The 15797-nt window shown below is 45.6% G+C and carries 18 protein-coding genes; 7 read left to right on the top strand and 11 right to left on the bottom strand.

The annotated features are described in order from the left end of the window. Positions 1 to 13: 13 nt before the first annotated feature. The 5 genes from BMY63_RS01830 to BMY63_RS01850 form a co-directional block, all read right to left on the bottom strand. Positions 14 to 877 carry a DUF2589 domain-containing protein gene (locus tag BMY63_RS01830; protein ID WP_091914330.1) on the bottom strand — a complete coding sequence of 288 codons (864 nt, stop codon included), beginning with the start codon at positions 875 to 877 and terminating at the stop codon, positions 14 to 16. Between the two features lie 43 nt (positions 878 to 920). After that, entirely contained in the window at positions 921 to 1472 is a 552-nt protein-coding gene (locus BMY63_RS01835) for a hypothetical protein (protein WP_091914332.1), read from the bottom strand. A 386-nt stretch (positions 1473 to 1858) separates the two neighbouring features. Continuing rightward, complete coding sequence (locus tag BMY63_RS01840) at positions 1859 to 2959, bottom strand: nucleotidyltransferase family protein (RefSeq protein WP_091914334.1); 1101 nt, start codon at positions 2957 to 2959, stop codon at positions 1859 to 1861. 307 nt (positions 2960 to 3266) lie between these two features. Next, the gene (locus BMY63_RS01845; RefSeq protein WP_091914336.1) at positions 3267 to 3896 is read right to left on the bottom strand and encodes a PglD-related sugar-binding protein; all 630 of its coding nucleotides are present in this window, start codon (positions 3894 to 3896) and stop codon (positions 3267 to 3269) included. A 97-nt stretch (positions 3897 to 3993) separates the two neighbouring features. Continuing rightward, complete coding sequence (locus BMY63_RS01850) at positions 3994 to 5160, bottom strand: glycosyltransferase (protein WP_177178355.1); 1167 nt, start codon at positions 5158 to 5160, stop codon at positions 3994 to 3996. A 441-nt stretch (positions 5161 to 5601) separates the two neighbouring features. On the opposite strand from BMY63_RS01850, the gene BMY63_RS01860 reads away from it, so the two are divergent. From BMY63_RS01860 to BMY63_RS01885, 7 genes are all read left to right on the top strand, one after another. Next, positions 5602 to 5937, top strand: coding sequence for a hypothetical protein (locus BMY63_RS01860; RefSeq protein ID WP_091914342.1), 336 nt, complete (start codon positions 5602 to 5604; stop codon positions 5935 to 5937). After that, positions 5930 to 7042 (top strand): AAA family ATPase, encoded by a 1113-nt coding sequence (locus tag BMY63_RS01865; protein ID WP_177178356.1) that lies wholly within the window; start codon positions 5930 to 5932, stop codon positions 7040 to 7042. The genes BMY63_RS01860 and BMY63_RS01865 overlap by 8 nt, the downstream gene beginning before the upstream one ends. A 37-nt stretch (positions 7043 to 7079) precedes the next feature. Further along, positions 7080 to 7790, top strand: a complete 711-nt coding sequence (locus BMY63_RS01870; protein ID WP_091899473.1) for a DUF6371 domain-containing protein — start codon at positions 7080 to 7082, stop codon at positions 7788 to 7790. Positions 7791 to 7905: 115 nt separating this feature from the next. Beyond that, positions 7906 to 8085 (top strand): hypothetical protein, encoded by a 180-nt coding sequence (locus BMY63_RS12155; RefSeq protein WP_143065693.1) that lies wholly within the window; start codon positions 7906 to 7908, stop codon positions 8083 to 8085. 408 nt (positions 8086 to 8493) lie between these two features. After that, on the top strand, positions 8494 to 8976 hold the full coding sequence (locus BMY63_RS01880) for an HU family DNA-binding protein (protein ID WP_177178357.1): 483 nt from the start codon (positions 8494 to 8496) through the stop codon (positions 8974 to 8976). A 192-nt stretch (positions 8977 to 9168) separates the two neighbouring features. Further along, complete coding sequence (locus BMY63_RS12500) at positions 9169 to 9273, top strand: smalltalk protein (RefSeq protein ID WP_177178358.1); 105 nt, start codon at positions 9169 to 9171, stop codon at positions 9271 to 9273. Between the two features lie 47 nt (positions 9274 to 9320). After that, positions 9321 to 9746, top strand: a complete 426-nt coding sequence (locus tag BMY63_RS01885) for an N-acetylmuramoyl-L-alanine amidase (RefSeq protein ID WP_256218895.1) — start codon at positions 9321 to 9323, stop codon at positions 9744 to 9746. Between the two features lie 109 nt (positions 9747 to 9855). Here BMY63_RS01885 and BMY63_RS01890 read toward each other — a convergent pair whose 3' ends face one another. The 6 genes from BMY63_RS01890 to BMY63_RS01920 form a co-directional block, all read right to left on the bottom strand. Beyond that, the gene (locus BMY63_RS01890) at positions 9856 to 10218 is read right to left on the bottom strand and encodes an acyltransferase (RefSeq protein ID WP_091914941.1); all 363 of its coding nucleotides are present in this window, start codon (positions 10216 to 10218) and stop codon (positions 9856 to 9858) included. A gap of 486 nt (positions 10219 to 10704) precedes the next feature. After that, positions 10705 to 11769, bottom strand: a complete 1065-nt coding sequence (locus BMY63_RS01900) for an ATP-binding protein (protein WP_091914350.1) — start codon at positions 11767 to 11769, stop codon at positions 10705 to 10707. Further along, positions 11766 to 12830, bottom strand: coding sequence for a DegT/DnrJ/EryC1/StrS family aminotransferase (locus BMY63_RS01905; RefSeq protein ID WP_143065694.1), 1065 nt, complete (start codon positions 12828 to 12830; stop codon positions 11766 to 11768). Before BMY63_RS01905 ends, BMY63_RS01900 begins: the two co-directional genes overlap by 4 nt. A gap of 85 nt (positions 12831 to 12915) precedes the next feature. Beyond that, a complete protein-coding gene (locus BMY63_RS01910; RefSeq protein WP_091914354.1) occupies positions 12916 to 13602 on the bottom strand; it encodes a sugar transferase in 687 nt (228 codons plus the stop codon). Between the two features lie 46 nt (positions 13603 to 13648). After that, positions 13649 to 14536, bottom strand: coding sequence for a 4-hydroxy-tetrahydrodipicolinate synthase (gene dapA / locus BMY63_RS01915; protein WP_091914356.1), 888 nt, complete (start codon positions 14534 to 14536; stop codon positions 13649 to 13651). 104 nt (positions 14537 to 14640) lie between these two features. After that, positions 14641 to 15774, bottom strand: coding sequence for a sugar-transfer associated ATP-grasp domain-containing protein (locus tag BMY63_RS01920; RefSeq protein ID WP_091914358.1), 1134 nt, complete (start codon positions 15772 to 15774; stop codon positions 14641 to 14643). Positions 15775 to 15797 lie beyond the last annotated feature (23 nt).

Raw genomic sequence — 15797 nt, forward strand, 5'->3', positions numbered from 1 at the left:
CTTAGTTAAAACATCACGATGTCTTGGCCATCTGCACATTGACTTTAACCGTCTTCTTGTCACCGGCAGAAACGATGTAGTATCCATCAGCACAGTTGGTAGCATTCAGATCGAATACCATGTTAGTACCGTCACCCGTTCCTTTTATTTCACTGCCAGAAGTCGAATCCGGTTTTAACGTAATCTCATCGGGTTTGTAGAGACCGTCAGGATTCTTATAGGTAGCAATCAGCTTGACAGAACCGGTGGTAGGCACGACGAGAGAGGTATCACTCACCTCAAGTTCACCATCCGGATTAACCACATCGAGCGTGTTTCCGAGCAGTTCGAGAACCTTGGCGAGACCAGCCGGCATACTGTCCTGTCCAGCATGAACAGCCACGTCCATCGTGTATTCCACGCTATACTGTGATTCTTGCGTCGCCTTAGAGTCCTTCTTCGACGAATAATTCGCTTTGATGTTAGCCTCAACGCTAAACGGACCTTTCCCAAACTTAGCCGTGATCTCTCCTCCCACATCAAGATTCTCAGAAGACGATGTTTCCGAGACCGAAGAAGCAGAAGCGGAGATATTCGCCTTGAAGTTGATGTCAATGGTCTGGATAGCGATGTACGGAATCGGCACGATTGTCAGCAGAGGGACGTTCAATTTAGACTTTCGGCCATTCTGTAGGAATTCGAAAGTCACGTTTACAGCCTCCTTTCTGCCGGAAGTATCCGTATTCAGTCCGACCTCCTGGATAAACTGCCATGATGTCTGCGCAGCCATAGCCTGCGCTTCAATACAAGCCTTCAGTGGTCCTCCGATAATAGAACCAAATGGTATCGCCTGCAACGCACTGGTTGCCACCTGCGACGGTGATGAATCTAATGCCATAAGTTTAAAATGTTAGGTTATTAATTATTGTTTGAATTCTTGGCTATAAGCCCATATATATGTTTAGAATCTGTCTTTTGGCCGCTTCATCTAAACCTAAGAATTTCCGATAAAAGATCATCGGCCCTTCTGTCGCCCTTCTGGCAAATTCAGGATAGGTCGTTGTATAACCTTCTCCATAGATCTCAGCTGCAAGATAATCCGTACAAGCCTCATTAAAGCCTTGTCCCTCATCGGTACTATTATCAATACCTTTAAAGAAGAAATGCATGAGTTCATGACACAATATAGATAACTCTATACCAGCTGTCTCAGGCTTTCTGAAGATAAAAATAGTATCTCTCGGGTATTCGTCAGACAAATGGTTCTTTACGATAAAAAACTCATAGATAAGATCATCAACGGTAAGTCCATAATCCATTTGGGCATGTAGTTGAAGAATGTTGTCCGCAGGCAAGACCCCTCGCAAATTAAAATCATCAGCGCCTCTATATCTAATATTGGGCAGCCTTTGATTTTTCATGTTAGCGCCATACCTCTCGATGGTCCTACTCAAAAACACTTTCGCGTTTTCAATTAATTCTAACTCAGTCATAATCAAGATTTTTAGTTTCTCCTACTCATTCTTAGGCTTTTCGGATTCCGCCTATCAACGTTGATAGTGCGAATATAGAAGAACTACATCAAAAACGCCCCCACTATCCACCCAACGACAGATTTATCCACCCAACACCACATTTCCCTTCGACATTGTAGAAGGGGCACGGTTGCTGAGCTTGTCGAAGCAAGGTAGTGACCCGGCAATAAGTCTCTCTAGCCCCAACCCTCTAAACCAGTATCCCCCAGCCAAGAAAGCCGGGGGATACTGTTATCTTATTGTGGGGAAATGCTTTTCTATTCCTCTTCTTCCTTTTTCTTAGACGTCCATGGCAGTCTATTCAAAACAAATACGACGACAAATCATTTCCAACACAGTTCCAATCAACAACCATGTCCTGGAAATTTGACAGAAAGGCGGAGGACGGTAATCGTTCTGTAGATGATGCTGAAGAACGTCATGCTGGGGAAGATCCGTGAGAAACGTAATAAGCGAAGCAGAGACATCATCCGCTTCGAGAATACCTTCCCACTCCTCTTATACTCCCGACGGACACTGTAATGGCCGAAGTTACCACCCTCGAGGATGTCAGCCAAGAGCAACCTGCCACGCGACTCATGCGGGAAGGCCAGCAGCGCATCCTCTGGAAGACCGAGGATCGCATATTCGATCCACATCACCGCCGTAGCCAGTCGGTACATGCCCAGACGCTTCCACGTGTCAACGATCTCCTGGCGCTCCTCTGCCGAGAGCTCCTGAGCCTTCTTCAGCACATAATAGTAATCGATCAGTTGCCGGAAGCCGACGCCCTCATCAAACAGATGAATCATGATATGTCCCAACTGATAGACCGCATTGAACTGCACCGTCGGCACATGGATGGGCATGTCAGTGCCAGACAGTATAACCTCGTGATTGAATTGCACTTCCTTGTTTTCGCTAATCCATCTCTGGAGCTTTTTCTGGAGCCAAGGAGTATACAGTTTCAGCGGTGTCAGATGCACGTCCACCTCCACATCCTTAAATATCGGGAACTTGATATGCTTAAAACACGCCTTCGCATCCGGGAAGCGGCTTCTCACATATTGCTGGAGAGTCTCCTTGTCGGCATCCACCCACACGTCGATATCCCCGGACATCCTTGACGACGGCTCAGGGTACATCTCCGCGTTCCCCTGCCCTTTCAGGATACAACACCGGAACCCGTCGCCCTCTAAGACACGATACAGTTCGATAACCCTTTTGTTCAGCAGCGCATTATAGCCTTTGATCTGCTGAACCTCCGCAAGCCACTGGAAGAGCAGTTGCTGTCCGATCTCCACCTGATACTGGAAAGGAGCGCACACCCCGAGAATCCGCTGTTTCTTCGCAAACTGATAGAGCGCCTCCCAGTCGGTCACCACAGGCTGTTCCGCCTGCTGCGACAAGGAGAACCGGAGCCACGCCAGTCCCTCATTCACATCCTCAGGAAATTCTTTTGCCATGATGTTTGAAACATATGAAGTGCTAATACATAAAACGACCGAGTCCCATTTGATCCCGGACAGAATATTGCTGCAAATTTAAGCAAAAGATTTGAAAACGCCATCATAATACCGATATTTTCTTTCCCCAAGCCCAGAGCCTGCGGCCCCTGAAAATGCGATTTTTAGCAGTTTTAATCCTCTGCGGCTATTGAAATTTACAAAAATCGCAGTATATTGCGATTTATCATTGCCTCCCTTTGCATCTATAGCCACTTAAAAGATGACATATCAAAAATCCCCAGCCTTGTTGTGGCTGGGGATGCTTCTATACTAATCTCTTTGCGGGGTTACCTGTCACGGTCGTACCTGCCCTCACCTTCCTAATGACGAAGCTCAGCGCCCCCACATGGGCACCGGTCTCTACGGTGACATTATGACTGATCACCGCCGACGTATGGATCACCGTCTCATCCTCGATGACGATGCCACCCACGCACACCACGTGAGTGTCGATCCGGTTCCAGTTACCGATCTTCGAGTCATGTCCTATCACCGTGTAAGTCTGTATCATGTTATAGTCGCCTATCTCCGTATCATTGCTGATCGCCACATAAGCCCCTATGAAGTTCCCCGTGCCCAGTCTCACGTTCTTACGTATACGCGCCGTCGAGTGTATCAGATTTATGAACGTCCCGCCCCGACTTATCACCGCCTCCATGCAGGCCCGTCGCGAGGCCCCACCTATAGCTGACACGAACACATCATTCTCTTGCGGTATATAATCCTTGATGGTACCAATAACCGGCGGATAGTTCGGGTACCCATCCAATGCGGCGAGGTTATCATCGATGAATCCTTTGACCACGAATACCTCACCGTACCCCACACTTTCCAGCGCGTTGTCATAGAGGCTGCGTCCCATGCCCCCCGCTCCTATGATGATTAGGTTGTTCATTTAGTTTCTCTTTCTCGATACAAAGATAATTCATTTTCCTGTATCTATCAAATTTTGGGCAAAAAAAAAACGCCATGCGGTTTTGCATGACGTAGATTTAGCCCCCAACCGGATCTTGTCGTGGAGACGACATTGCTTGTTTATATACCTCAATTATCTTATCCGCGATGACATCCTGAGAGAAATTGTCGTGACAATGTTGTCGGATCTCCTCCGCATCATATTCCTGATAATGATCCTTCATATACGTCATGGCCCCGGCCAACGCCTCCGCGTCTTCATTAGGAACAAGGAGGCCGTCTTCCGGACGGACGAAGGTGTCCGGCCCACCGCATCTCGTGGCTATGACAGGAAGGCCTTTTGCCATCGCCTCTATAAGCACGATGGCGAATGTCTCAATACGACTGGAAAGAACCAAACAGTCAGAATGACCAAGCAGCTCATTGACCTCTTCAGGTGTCTTCAGCCCCACCAGCCTCACTTGTTGTTCAAGATGATACTGTTTAATCTTACTTTCAATCAAAGGACGTTCCTTGCCATCTCCAACAATTTCCAATGATACATGATTGGGGAAATGACATAGATAGAATGCATCTACAAGCAAATCAAACCTCTTATCAAAACGTAAAGCGCCTATTGCAACAAACTTAAACGAACCTTCTTGGTGCTTTATCTTTTGAGATTCAAAGAATTGATCACTCACCATATTATGAATGACAATACTATCCACATGACACTTCTTTTTAACGCTCTCAGCCAAAGCATCAGAAACACATATCGTTTGGTCTGCTTGGGTATATGCTGATGTATCATTCAGAATCCATCTAAGCGTCCTTTCTTTGTTCATTTGGCTCCAATGCTCAGTAATAACAACAGGCAACTGGTATTTCTCTTTTAAAACCATAGCAGGTGAAGCACAAAGAATCATATGAGCATGCACAACATCAGGCATTCCCATTTCTTTCATATATCTACGAAATACCCCAAGAAACTGCCTTTGTCTAACCCATCGTTCTAATTTAGGAAAGTAGATATGAGGGATGAACATCGTTATTCTTACGCACTCGTATATATGAATACCATCAACAACCCGATGATTCACCTTGTTGCACTCAAAAATATGAAGAGGATTTCTCCATTTAATGGCAATCACAGAGACATCATATCCTTTTGCGGCAATTGCTTTAGCCTGAACGGCCTCATAATTGCCAGACATGGGATCTTCCTTTGAGGGGAAACCTCTTGTTACAAATAATACTCTCATTTGTATATTCGGGTGTAGAAGCATTCCACCGATGCCAACAGTAATTACTGACAAAGATAACGTATTTTTTTGTAACTATCAAATTTTGAGCAAAAAAAAACGCCATGCGGTTTTGCATGGCGTAGAATTTTTCCCTTCTTGGGCGATTCAAGCGAGCAAAGCTCGAGCGCGACAAGCTCCGTCCCTTCGACAGGCTCAGGGACCGCAGATGGGGGGCTCAGGGACCGCAGATGGGGGCATAGAGACCGCGGGACTATGTTAATCTACGTTAAAAGAGTATCATCACACCTCAAATTGTTAAGACATGTTCTAACAATTATATGTCAAAATTGTGTATCTTTGCACCACCAATACAATGTGTTCTAACATTGAGGTTGCAGTGGAGAAAGTCTCCTCTGTATAATACCAACCAATAAACCCTTTAACTAAAAAACGAAAACTATGAAAGATTTTCATGTTTTCCTTATCTCTTTTAAACCCGTGATCATGATGTTCGAGGCCAAGGAAAGCCGTGGCCTCAGGTTGAAAATCTCAAGCAACGGTCGTCTCAACCGTCAGGAGCTAACTATCAAACGGCTATCGTACATGAGGGGACTCCGACTGCTCCGTATCATCATCAACTTCGCGATGGTGGTCAACGAGTCGCAGTTTAACCGTCTGTGGGAGGCCATGCGTGTGCAAATCCTGCAGATAGCCGAGAAGTATGGCGACCAGATCAACGCCGCCCACGCCAAGAAGAAGCCCGAAAAACAATCCAAGAAGGAGACCAATGGATAGTCAGGCCTTTCATCTGGTGGAGATCGAGCTCTCGCATGCCGGCGAGACGTCCGGTCTCACACCAGAGATGCTGCTCCTGGAGGAGTTACGCATCACCCCTGAGAAGGAACTGCCTACCATGGACTTCCTCTTCCGACTGTTCGGACGACCCTGTTTCCCGCGTGGCGAGCTGGTGGCCATCACCGGCAAGGCGAAGTCGGGTAAGACCTTCGTCACCTCGATGCTGATGAGCTGCTGTGCCCGTTCAGATGTGCTCAGCTTCAGTCGTCAGCCAGAGCCCCAGATGCGGGTGCTCTGGTATGATACTGAGCAGAGCGAGGAGTCGACACAAGACATTCTCCGTCACCGAATCATCCCGATGGTTGGTCCGGAGAATTATCATGCCAGCCTGTTTGATATTTTCAACGTACGATCCACCAGTTGGAAGCAACGTATGGGACTCTTGGAACAAGCTGTCGGGCATTACCGTCCCGACATGGTCATCGTCGACGGCATCCGCGACCTTGTCGACGACATCAACGACGGCGTCCTGGCACAGGAGATCGTCGAACGCCTCATGCGACTGGCGTCTAAGACGGCCTGCTGCATCGTCTGTGTGCTTCACCAGAACAAGTCATCGGAAGACCGCAACCTACGTGGTTGGATTGGTACCGAGCTGACCAATAAAGCCTTCGAGGTGTATGTCTGTGAGAAAGATGCCAACCGTACGTTCGCCCTGGAGCAGACCCACACCCGGAAGTATGACATCGTTGACCGCCTGTATTTCACCGTCGGCGACGACGGTCTGCCGAGACAGGTAGGCATGCCTGTCGACTACGAGAAGCTGGCCCATAAGATGTCGACCGACGAGATCCTCGACCTCTACTCCCAAGCCCTCGCCAAAGGAGCCATTCTGTCGTATAAAGAGCTGCAGGATCGTGTCATGAAACTTGGTCATATCAACCACTACAAGCAGTACCATGAGATCATGGCACTGGCAGTTAACCTCGGCATCATCCTCAAGTCACGCGACCATGTTGGCCGAATCATCTACACCCTAAATCCAGAACGTCAAAACACCCCCCATCAACATGAACCAGTACAATCAACCCTATTCCCAGACTGACAGATTAGCCGAGGCCCCCTTATACTTAAGCCCCCTAATGGGGGCCAGTATAAAGGGGGACACCTCAAGCTTGTTCTGTCAGGCCGCCGTCGCCAACGGTTATCTCACCGACGACCAGATGCTCCATGCAGCCATCCGCTATCAGCTCACCACCTCCGACGACGGCGGTGTCATTTTCTGGCAGGCCGACCGCCAAGGAAAGGTGCGTGACGGTAAGATCATGTTCTACCGAGACGACTGTCACCGTGACCACGACCATACCCCCGACTGGATTGTCAGTCGTATGAGACGGCAGCACCTCAGCATCCCCGCCGACCATAAGTCAGAGCACTGTCTCTTCGGTCTCCACCTCCTGTCGCCCGACTTCTATCCACAAGTAGGAAACGCCCCGAAGACCGTCGCGATTGTCGAGGCCGAGAAGACCGCCGTCATCTGTTCCGAGCTGTTTCCCGATTATCTGTGGATGGCCTCCGGCGGACTGACGGAGCTCAATGTCTCGAAGCTGATGCCGCTGGAAGACCTGCAGCTGATACTCTTCCCCGACACCGATCCGGAGGGCACAGCCTATCGCCGTTGGCATGAGGTCGCCGAGGCCGCCAGCGACGTGTTCGGTCATCCCGTCACCATCAGCTCCTTGTTGGAGCAGCGAGCCACCCCAGCCCAGAAAGCCGCCAAGATCGACTTGATAGAGTTCCTGGACCTCGGTCACCCCGCTGATCCCCCCTCAGACCTCCTAACCTTCATCTAACCCCACCCCTCCCAATTCTTAACTCTTAACTCTTAATTCTTAACTCTTAACTCATAACTCCACTCAACTCTTAACTCTTAACTCATAACTCATAACTCTTAACTTCATGAAGTCCATGACCCGTCAACAAATCGCCCACCGTGCCGGCGTCTCTGTAAAAACCCTTACCAACTGGTGTCGTCCCTTCCGTCAGGAGCTGGAAGCTCTGGGTCTGAGGCCCGGCATGATCGTACTGCCCCCCGTCATCGTCAAGTGGATCAGCGACAAGTTCTGCATCGACCTCGGCGACACCTAGAAGGGTCACGGTATTCCCTTCGACAAGCTCAGGGACCGCAGAAAGTAAGGGGTCACGGTTGCTGAGCATGTCGAAGCAAGGTAGTGACCCTTCCACGCCCAAGTAAGGAAAAGTACGCCCTTCTGCGTCCTACTACGCCCTACTACGGAAAATCGCTCTTTGAAATGTTGTACCTTTGTAACCGATAACGCCAGCGGGCCGAGCACCCCCCAAGTAAGGGTGAAAGAGATAATCCCTTTCGGTGAAAGAGACGTCATCTACGACTGATGGAGATAATCCCTATAGGGGTATAGACCCTATCTCCATGACCCATAGAGCCTATCCGGATAGCTCATAGAAGGCATCTCCTTAAGCCAAAGATCCCCCCTCGGCATCAACGGCCTATGTTTAACTAAATCATTTATTCACATGTCACAGAAGTTTATCAAGAGTCAGAACAAGAACCCCGAGTCGGTCGCCTACGGCAAGTACTACGCCCAGGCCGTGTACGACAGCAAGTTCATCGAGACCGAGGACCTGGCCGACTACATCCAGTCGCAGGCCAGTGTGAAGCGAAGCGACATCATCGCCGTGCTCACCGAGCTGGGCGAGGCCATGAAGCACTACTTCGAGCTCGGCCAGAAGGTCCACCTCACCGGCATCGGCATCTTCAAGGTCGGCTTCTCCAGCATCGGTGTCGCCAAGAAGGAGGACTGCGGTGCCGCCACCATCACCTCGCGCCGCGTGCTCTTCCAGCCCGAGACTGAGCGTGTCGTCGTCGGTCAGGAGAACAAGAACGGCAAGGTGAAGCAGAAGTACGTCGTGGCCAAGACCCTCATCAAGGATGTGGTCTTCGAGGAGACCCACGACAACGCCGTGAACGCCGCCACCTCCACCGCCTCCGGCGACTAACGCCCTCTGCGGTCCCTGAGCCTGTCGAAGGGTATACCGCAGAGAAAACCGCAAGTCTCCTAGCCATGCTTTCCGGGGTGATGCAATGACACACCAGTCTGTCCATGCACAGAAACAACTCCAATCCCTGTCATGAATGCAGCCCGAAGCATGGCTTCCTTTTATTGAATAATAAACTTTAAACAAAGATCGATGAAAATAAAACTTTCAACAATCAAGAAAGTGTTGCGCCTGATCGCAACCATCCTAACCACAGTCCTTGGAACCATCGCTGTCCAAAGCTGCATCCCCTCCTGATGCATTTAGAACGTTTCTCTAAAACATGTAGCCCTATGCCACACACGATGTTCCAAACCATGCGAACGATCCATCTGATCGTGATCCACTGCAGTGCCACGCGCTGCGACCAGCGCTTCCCCTTCGAAGCCCTCGAGGCCTGCCACAGGGCCCGTGGCTTCGCCTCCTGCGGCTACCACTACTATATCACCCGCGACGGCCAGCTGCATGTAGGCCGCTCCGAGGAGGTGGCCGGTGCCCATGCCAGGAAGTACAACGCCCACAGTATCGGTATCTGCTATGAGGGCGGTCTCAACGAGCGAGGAGAGCCTGCCGACACCCGTACCCAGGCCCAGAAGGCCGCGCTGACAGCCCTGCTGCGCTCCCTGAAGACCGACTACCCCAATGCCCGTATCCTCGGCCACCGCGACCTGCCCGGTGTCCGCAAGGCCTGTCCCTGCTTCGACGCGAAGACAGAATACGAGGATCTCTAGCCCCTACCCTCTAAAACCATTTCTCCCCGACCGATATGGCCGGGGAGAAATGGTTTTCTATGACATACGAGTACGACTGCTCCTCCAGTTTTCCGACCTTCAACGCAGCCTATTCATTACACTTTCGTCCAGGATCAACAATCTTTCCTTTCACTACGATGACACCCGTCTTTACTATTCTTGCGGGATTTCCGACAACAACACTGTTTGCAGGAACATCTTTCGTAACAACAGTTCCTGCACCTACGATGCATGAATCGCCAATCGTTACCCCAGGAAGAATAATAGAACGAACGCCTATCACACAATTCTTGCCTATGTATGTGTCCGTTTTTAAGCTGCGACAAGCATCATGAGACAGGATCATTGATCCATTCAACACACGAGTACCATCACCAATATGGATACCTCGAGGATTAATGGATTTATCCAAATGTGCTTTCCATGAGATCAGCACATGACCAATATCCATTTTATAGACTTTACGTAGATACCAGGGATAGAACCTGACTAATTTACGCCACAGATACTCCCTTAGATTTGTTATCATAATAAAAACAACTAATGCACGGTTATTCTACACACTAACGGATAGTGATCGCTCAAATTCGTCTTAATGACTTTCACATCATCAATGTGAAGGCCTTTTACCACAATATTATCAAGAGCATAGGATTTCGATGGGAATGTAATCAAAGAACTATCATTCGCTAAAGAATATCCAGCTTTCTTGAATTGAGAGAAGTTGGTAGTATTCCAGTCACCACACATGATCACCCTATCATACGTCGCGAATTCTTCAATCAGTTCTTTGATTTGGGCCCGACAAATCTTTATCGCCCCGTTGGTTGTGTGAGCACATACCAATTTGATTTTTTTCCCATCTACATACAAATCCGAGATCATATAATAGTAATTCGCCGCTCGAGAAGTTTCTTTGATAAAAGGTATGCTATTTTTAATATCCGAATAAATACTCATTCTCAAGAATGATAGGCTCAACGTCAACATCTCTCAAAAAGACATAAGGCTTTTCATAATGATAATAAGGTGCTCGTTCTACACGATCAGCATTGCCGTCTTCCATAATCCTGATAGTATCTTCAATCAAGTCAAATCCCACATGAGCCATTACACCTGCATAAGCCATGTGACGGATATTCACCTCCGTCACTTTAATATCGCCATTTTTGTCTTCTTTCAGATCGAAGGAAAGAATACCATGAGCAGGAACGTTTAGTTTCTGCTCCAAATATTTGATACAACGGTCACAGAACTCGTTAATACGATCTTCATTCAAAAATCGGCCAAAAGCAGTATTGCCTGTCACATGCGACGGTGCTGTACTAGCCATCACATACTCTACACACTCCAGAGCTGCTCCCTTGACATATTCTCCATTATAATAGAGCATCTCATTGGCCAGATGACGACCTGTCAGGAACTCACTCACTGTGAACTCCGGAATACGACTGTTAATAAACAACCATGATTTGTAACTACTCAGGTCTTCTAATTTCAGTGAACCTAAGCCACCTGTACCTTCCGTAGCACGTATCCAACAAGGGAAGCCTATCTCCTTTTCCACATCCTCATATCGAGGATTCTCCTGTGTAACCTTAATAGTTTTAGGGATAAACTCTGTTCCTTCCAACAAATCAGCCATGATACTCTTGTCCTTCAAAGAAACAGAGAGCAACTTAGATCCCATAAACACAGGACATGGATACTTGCCATTTCTCTCATAATAATCACCCCACTCCACTATTTCACTTTCTGGCTGGACAAAAGCATAATCTATATGCTTCTCAGCCACAAGTTTCTCTATAAAGGGGAAATAGGCATCATCTGTACAACGGGGACACACATAATACTCATCGAGCAGTCCCTTCATAAAAAATCCTACTGCCCTTTTATTGATATCAACCCCTATCAAATGATAGTCTGGATGATTTTCACGGATAATACCTGTGATAGAACGAGGGGTTAATCCTCCGATTCCCGTAATCAGAATTGTTTTCATATTAGTCTATATTTCTTGATTTCAAAGTATTCCTTGATGGTATCCACTATGCGTTGCATATCCTCTATGCCATACCGCTGGTCACACAAAAGCGAAAGCTCGCGGTCATAGAGGTCATTTGCTCTCATTGCTGATGGAATCAAGGATGGTTTTGGCCAGTGAACAGGACAATAGATGGAATGATTTATGAGATACTTTCTTACATCATCACGCACATTTTTTGTCGCAAACAGCACTGGTACAAATAAAGCGCAGTCATTCTCCGTTAGTGAGAACATCAGTTTAATCTGAGGTATTTCTTTTAAATTGTTTTGTAAATAAGCTGCATTTGCATTACGTTTCGTTCTTAACTCTTGCAAGTCTGTATCCTGCCAAATTTGCAAAGACAATCCATCCATTCCATAATTTCGGTAATCTTCAGACAAATGATAAGCAAAGCTACTGTATAATTTCAGAAACTGCTGTTTTTCTACAGAATTATCACCTCGCATATACGCAGCTTTCATCTGCATCGCCTCAACTTTCTCTTTCAGATAAGGACAGTCTTCTAATTTAGACAAGGAAAGGTTGCCTTTATTCTTTGAGAAATATGCGCCACATGGAACACCCATCCATTTACGAATACTGGCAAAACAATAATCAGCCATTTCCCGATGAAAGTGATCATCACTAAAAAGAGAATGAGTGCGATCATAAAGAACTGTCACCCCTTTAAGCTTGTAATCCCGAACAATGCTAACGGGAAGTGTATTGTTATAACCAAAATAATTACTTACATAGAGAATATCAGCAGTCTGATCATTAAAGTGATATTTCAATTCTCCTTTTTCATACGTAACATCGTAGAACTGAATATCTATGCCCCTGTCTATGAACGGTTGTAACATCGACTCGCAGCAATAGGCTGGTAAACATACACTTTTATGTTTACCGCCACAGGCTATCATATCTTGAATAATTAAGTCAATAGCAGTTCTACCAGCAAGAACGTATTTCTTATCCTTTTCTGAAAAAGAATTTTTTACTATCCAGAACTCACTACCTAATTCTTTAAAAGCCATATGTCTACTTCCGCTGCTAATATTCCTTTCATTACTCGTGAACTGGATGAACAAGCATAGTCATTTTGTTAACTTGAATCAACTGTCAAAGAGACAATCCCATTCGTTCAACTTCTGCTCTTGCGTGATCTATCAGGTCTTGTCTACCAGCCTTACGCCATTCCTCTTCACGTACATCATAAAAGTTTACCGTGCCACTGGTTTCTACGCCTACATCTGAACGCTTCAACACTTTATAGATAGTGAGCAAGAATATCTTCATGTCAAGAATAAACGACAAATGCTCGACATACTCCACGTCATAAGCCAGTTTCTGCTGCCACGTCAAACTCGTGCGCCCATTCAATTGAGCTAAGCCAGTAATGCCTGGTAAAACATCAAAACGACGTAGCTCTGTTTTGTTATAATATGGATTGTAAGACAACGGCAATGGCCTCGGACCAATCAAGGCCATGTCCCCTTTCAAAACATTGAAGAATTGAGGTAGCTCATCAATACTTGTAGAGCGTACAAATCTACCAACTTTTGTCAATCTCTTTGCGTCAGGTAACAGATCTCCATTATCATCCCGCTCATCAGTCATTGACTTGAATTTATAAATTGTAAAGGTTCTACAGTTCTTGCCGACTCGCTCCTGAAAGAAGAAAGCGCCAGCCCCTTTGTTGGCATAATGCAGCCATATAGTTACAATCAGTAATAACGGCGATAAACATATTATCGCAACTAGAGAAATGCAGAAATCCAGCATCCGTTTTAGGAAATGTATATACATATCAAAATATTGAAAAGAAAAATTTTATCACATTATGGCTCACCACCTATTTCAACAAATTGTACTTACGTAGGATTTCTTTAAGATATTCCTCATTTTGGGGTATCAATTCACAAAGTGGCATCCTAGGCTCTCCTATATTATAGCCCATCATATTCATGGCCGCTTTGATAGGCATAGGGTTGGTCTCAATAAATAATGCCCTTACCAATTCGTATGCATCAATTTGCATTTTAGCAGCTTTCTTATAATTTCCCTCCATACAAGCATTTGTCAATTCTGCCACTTCTAAAGGAGCGATATTTGCCCAAACAGATATTACCCCCTTGGCTCCTAAAGCCATCATTGGAACAATTTCTGTATCATTACCACTCCAAATATTCAGATTATCACCACACGCAGCAAAAGTTGCCAATAGTTTTTCGAAATCACTATTAGCATCTTTAAGACCGTTAATATTGGGATGTTCTGACAATATCTTTAAAGACTCTACACTTATGGACATTCCTGTCCTGCTTGGTACGCTATAGAGAATTATGGGTGCACAGACAGAATCTGCGACCTGCAGATAGTGTTTTATAAGCCCATGCTGAGAAGTCTTGTTATAATATGGTGTAACAACGAGTAAACCATCTGCGCCAACATCTACTGCAGCTTTACTCAAGAAAATAGCATGATCAGTTTCATTACTTCCTGTACCTGCTATTACTTTTATACGTCCATTGACAAACTCAACACATTTTCCGATAAGTTCAATATGTTCCTTATCTGAAAGCGTTGAGCTCTCACCAGTTGTACCTGCAACGGTTATTGCAGCAGTTCCATTTGCAACATGAAATTCAATTAGTTCCTTAAACTTGTTATAGTCTATCGCTCCATTCTTGAATGGAGTCACAATAGCCACTGATGAACCTTCAAATAGTGCTTTTTTCATACTTTACTCTCAATATGATCTTTTTGATTTATGCTAGCAGAACACCTGAAGAAACAACTTTTACTACAGCAAATCCTGTTTATTCATTATCCGAATTTTAACCGCTAATAGCCAAATGCATAATCATTGCGCTTGCTATAAGATGTTTTTTTCATTTTTTTTATCCATTGTAAAACTTCTGCCGTATGTTCTCCAAAAGCAGGAACTCCATGAGTCATCTGTATTGCATAAATTGTACCATTGAATATATTACATTCTATTAAAACAGGTTCTCCAACTCTATCAATTGTAAAATCCCAGTAAACCATTCCGACCTGTGGCATCATTTGATGCATACGGATGGCTGAGCTACACACTTTATAAAAATTATCAATTTTATGCCCTTTGAAAACCAAACCTGAATCAGGATGAGATAGTATACATGTTTTGTATGGCATTACAGCTTTTTCTGTTAAAGTTCCATCTGCGTGAACACCTAAGAACATGCCTCCTGCTGCACCATTATCAACCACAGCACCTCCCTGTCCTACTCGCATAAAGACCGGCAATTGACGGAACTCGTCCTTCCAACGATATGTAATCACACGAAATGTATTGACTGATTTTGAATATATCTTAGCAATAGATTCGTGACATTGTATCTTTTCTTGAATTACAAAATTTGAGCCTAAACCATTCAATATTTTCATTGGCGGTTCTTTGGTGTCCTCAAAATCTATCACAAAACAATTTCTGCCGCCATAAGAGCCTGTTGATAATTTACAAAAAACTTCCCCTTTTGCGGTTAAGATCTCCAGTGCTTTCTTATCGTTTACTATTCGGCTATCCCCATCTCGCATTATTCCGCATGTCTTTGAAAGAATCGTCTGTGGCATTTTTATACCAGCACATGAAGCTATATAAGGCAACACATTTTTATCTTCAAACACAAAAGCATAATGGCGATTCATGTTTATATAATGCTCAAAATATGGATGAAGCAGAAGATTTGGGAAATAACGTGGATCAAAAACCCCAGAGTGGGCAGAAAAGTATTGATGCCATATATAAGGAATCCTTTCGCCATAGTTGGTCGTATAGAATTCATCTATGGCTTCCTTGTTTTCTTTAGTAAGGATATAAGAATTGGCTATTTCAAGAAAACGAGGGTCTTTAATATGATGAAATTCTCTACGAACGTTCTTTCTCTCACGCAGGCAATCGTACACCCCATGCCATATTAAGTTACTTATGTTCATACATTTTTAAGTTTAATGTAAAA

The organism is Prevotella aff. ruminicola Tc2-24 (assembly GCF_900110895.1).
Classification (GTDB): domain Bacteria; phylum Bacteroidota; class Bacteroidia; order Bacteroidales; family Bacteroidaceae; genus Prevotella.

Coding starts and splice junctions, on each gene's coding strand:
- BMY63_RS01830 (WP_091914330.1), bottom strand. CDS start 877: ATGGCATTAGATTCATCACCGTCGCAGGTGGCAACCAGTGCGTTGCAG.
- BMY63_RS01835 (WP_091914332.1), bottom strand. CDS start 1,472: ATGACTGAGTTAGAATTAATTGAAAACGCGAAAGTGTTTTTGAGTAGG.
- BMY63_RS01840 (WP_091914334.1), bottom strand. CDS start 2,959: ATGGCAAAAGAATTTCCTGAGGATGTGAATGAGGGACTGGCGTGGCTC.
- BMY63_RS01845 (WP_091914336.1), bottom strand. CDS start 3,896: ATGAACAACCTAATCATCATAGGAGCGGGGGGCATGGGACGCAGCCTC.
- BMY63_RS01850 (WP_177178355.1), bottom strand. CDS start 5,160: ATGAGAGTATTATTTGTAACAAGAGGTTTCCCCTCAAAGGAAGATCCC.
- BMY63_RS01860 (WP_091914342.1), top strand. CDS start 5,602: ATGAAAGATTTTCATGTTTTCCTTATCTCTTTTAAACCCGTGATCATG.
- BMY63_RS01865 (WP_177178356.1), top strand. CDS start 5,930: ATGGATAGTCAGGCCTTTCATCTGGTGGAGATCGAGCTCTCGCATGCC.
- BMY63_RS01870 (WP_091899473.1), top strand. CDS start 7,080: ATGGGGGCCAGTATAAAGGGGGACACCTCAAGCTTGTTCTGTCAGGCC.
- BMY63_RS12155 (WP_143065693.1), top strand. CDS start 7,906: ATGACCCGTCAACAAATCGCCCACCGTGCCGGCGTCTCTGTAAAAACC.
- BMY63_RS01880 (WP_177178357.1), top strand. CDS start 8,494: ATGTCACAGAAGTTTATCAAGAGTCAGAACAAGAACCCCGAGTCGGTC.
- BMY63_RS12500 (WP_177178358.1), top strand. CDS start 9,169: ATGAAAATAAAACTTTCAACAATCAAGAAAGTGTTGCGCCTGATCGCA.
- BMY63_RS01885 (WP_256218895.1), top strand. CDS start 9,321: ATGTTCCAAACCATGCGAACGATCCATCTGATCGTGATCCACTGCAGT.
- BMY63_RS01890 (WP_091914941.1), bottom strand. CDS start 10,218: ATGGATATTGGTCATGTGCTGATCTCATGGAAAGCACATTTGGATAAA.
- BMY63_RS01900 (WP_091914350.1), bottom strand. CDS start 11,769: ATGAAAACAATTCTGATTACGGGAATCGGAGGATTAACCCCTCGTTCT.
- BMY63_RS01905 (WP_143065694.1), bottom strand. CDS start 12,830: ATGGCTTTTAAAGAATTAGGTAGTGAGTTCTGGATAGTAAAAAATTCT.
- BMY63_RS01910 (WP_091914354.1), bottom strand. CDS start 13,602: ATGTATATACATTTCCTAAAACGGATGCTGGATTTCTGCATTTCTCTA.
- dapA (WP_091914356.1), bottom strand. CDS start 14,536: ATGAAAAAAGCACTATTTGAAGGTTCATCAGTGGCTATTGTGACTCCA.
- BMY63_RS01920 (WP_091914358.1), bottom strand. CDS start 15,774: ATGAACATAAGTAACTTAATATGGCATGGGGTGTACGATTGCCTGCGT.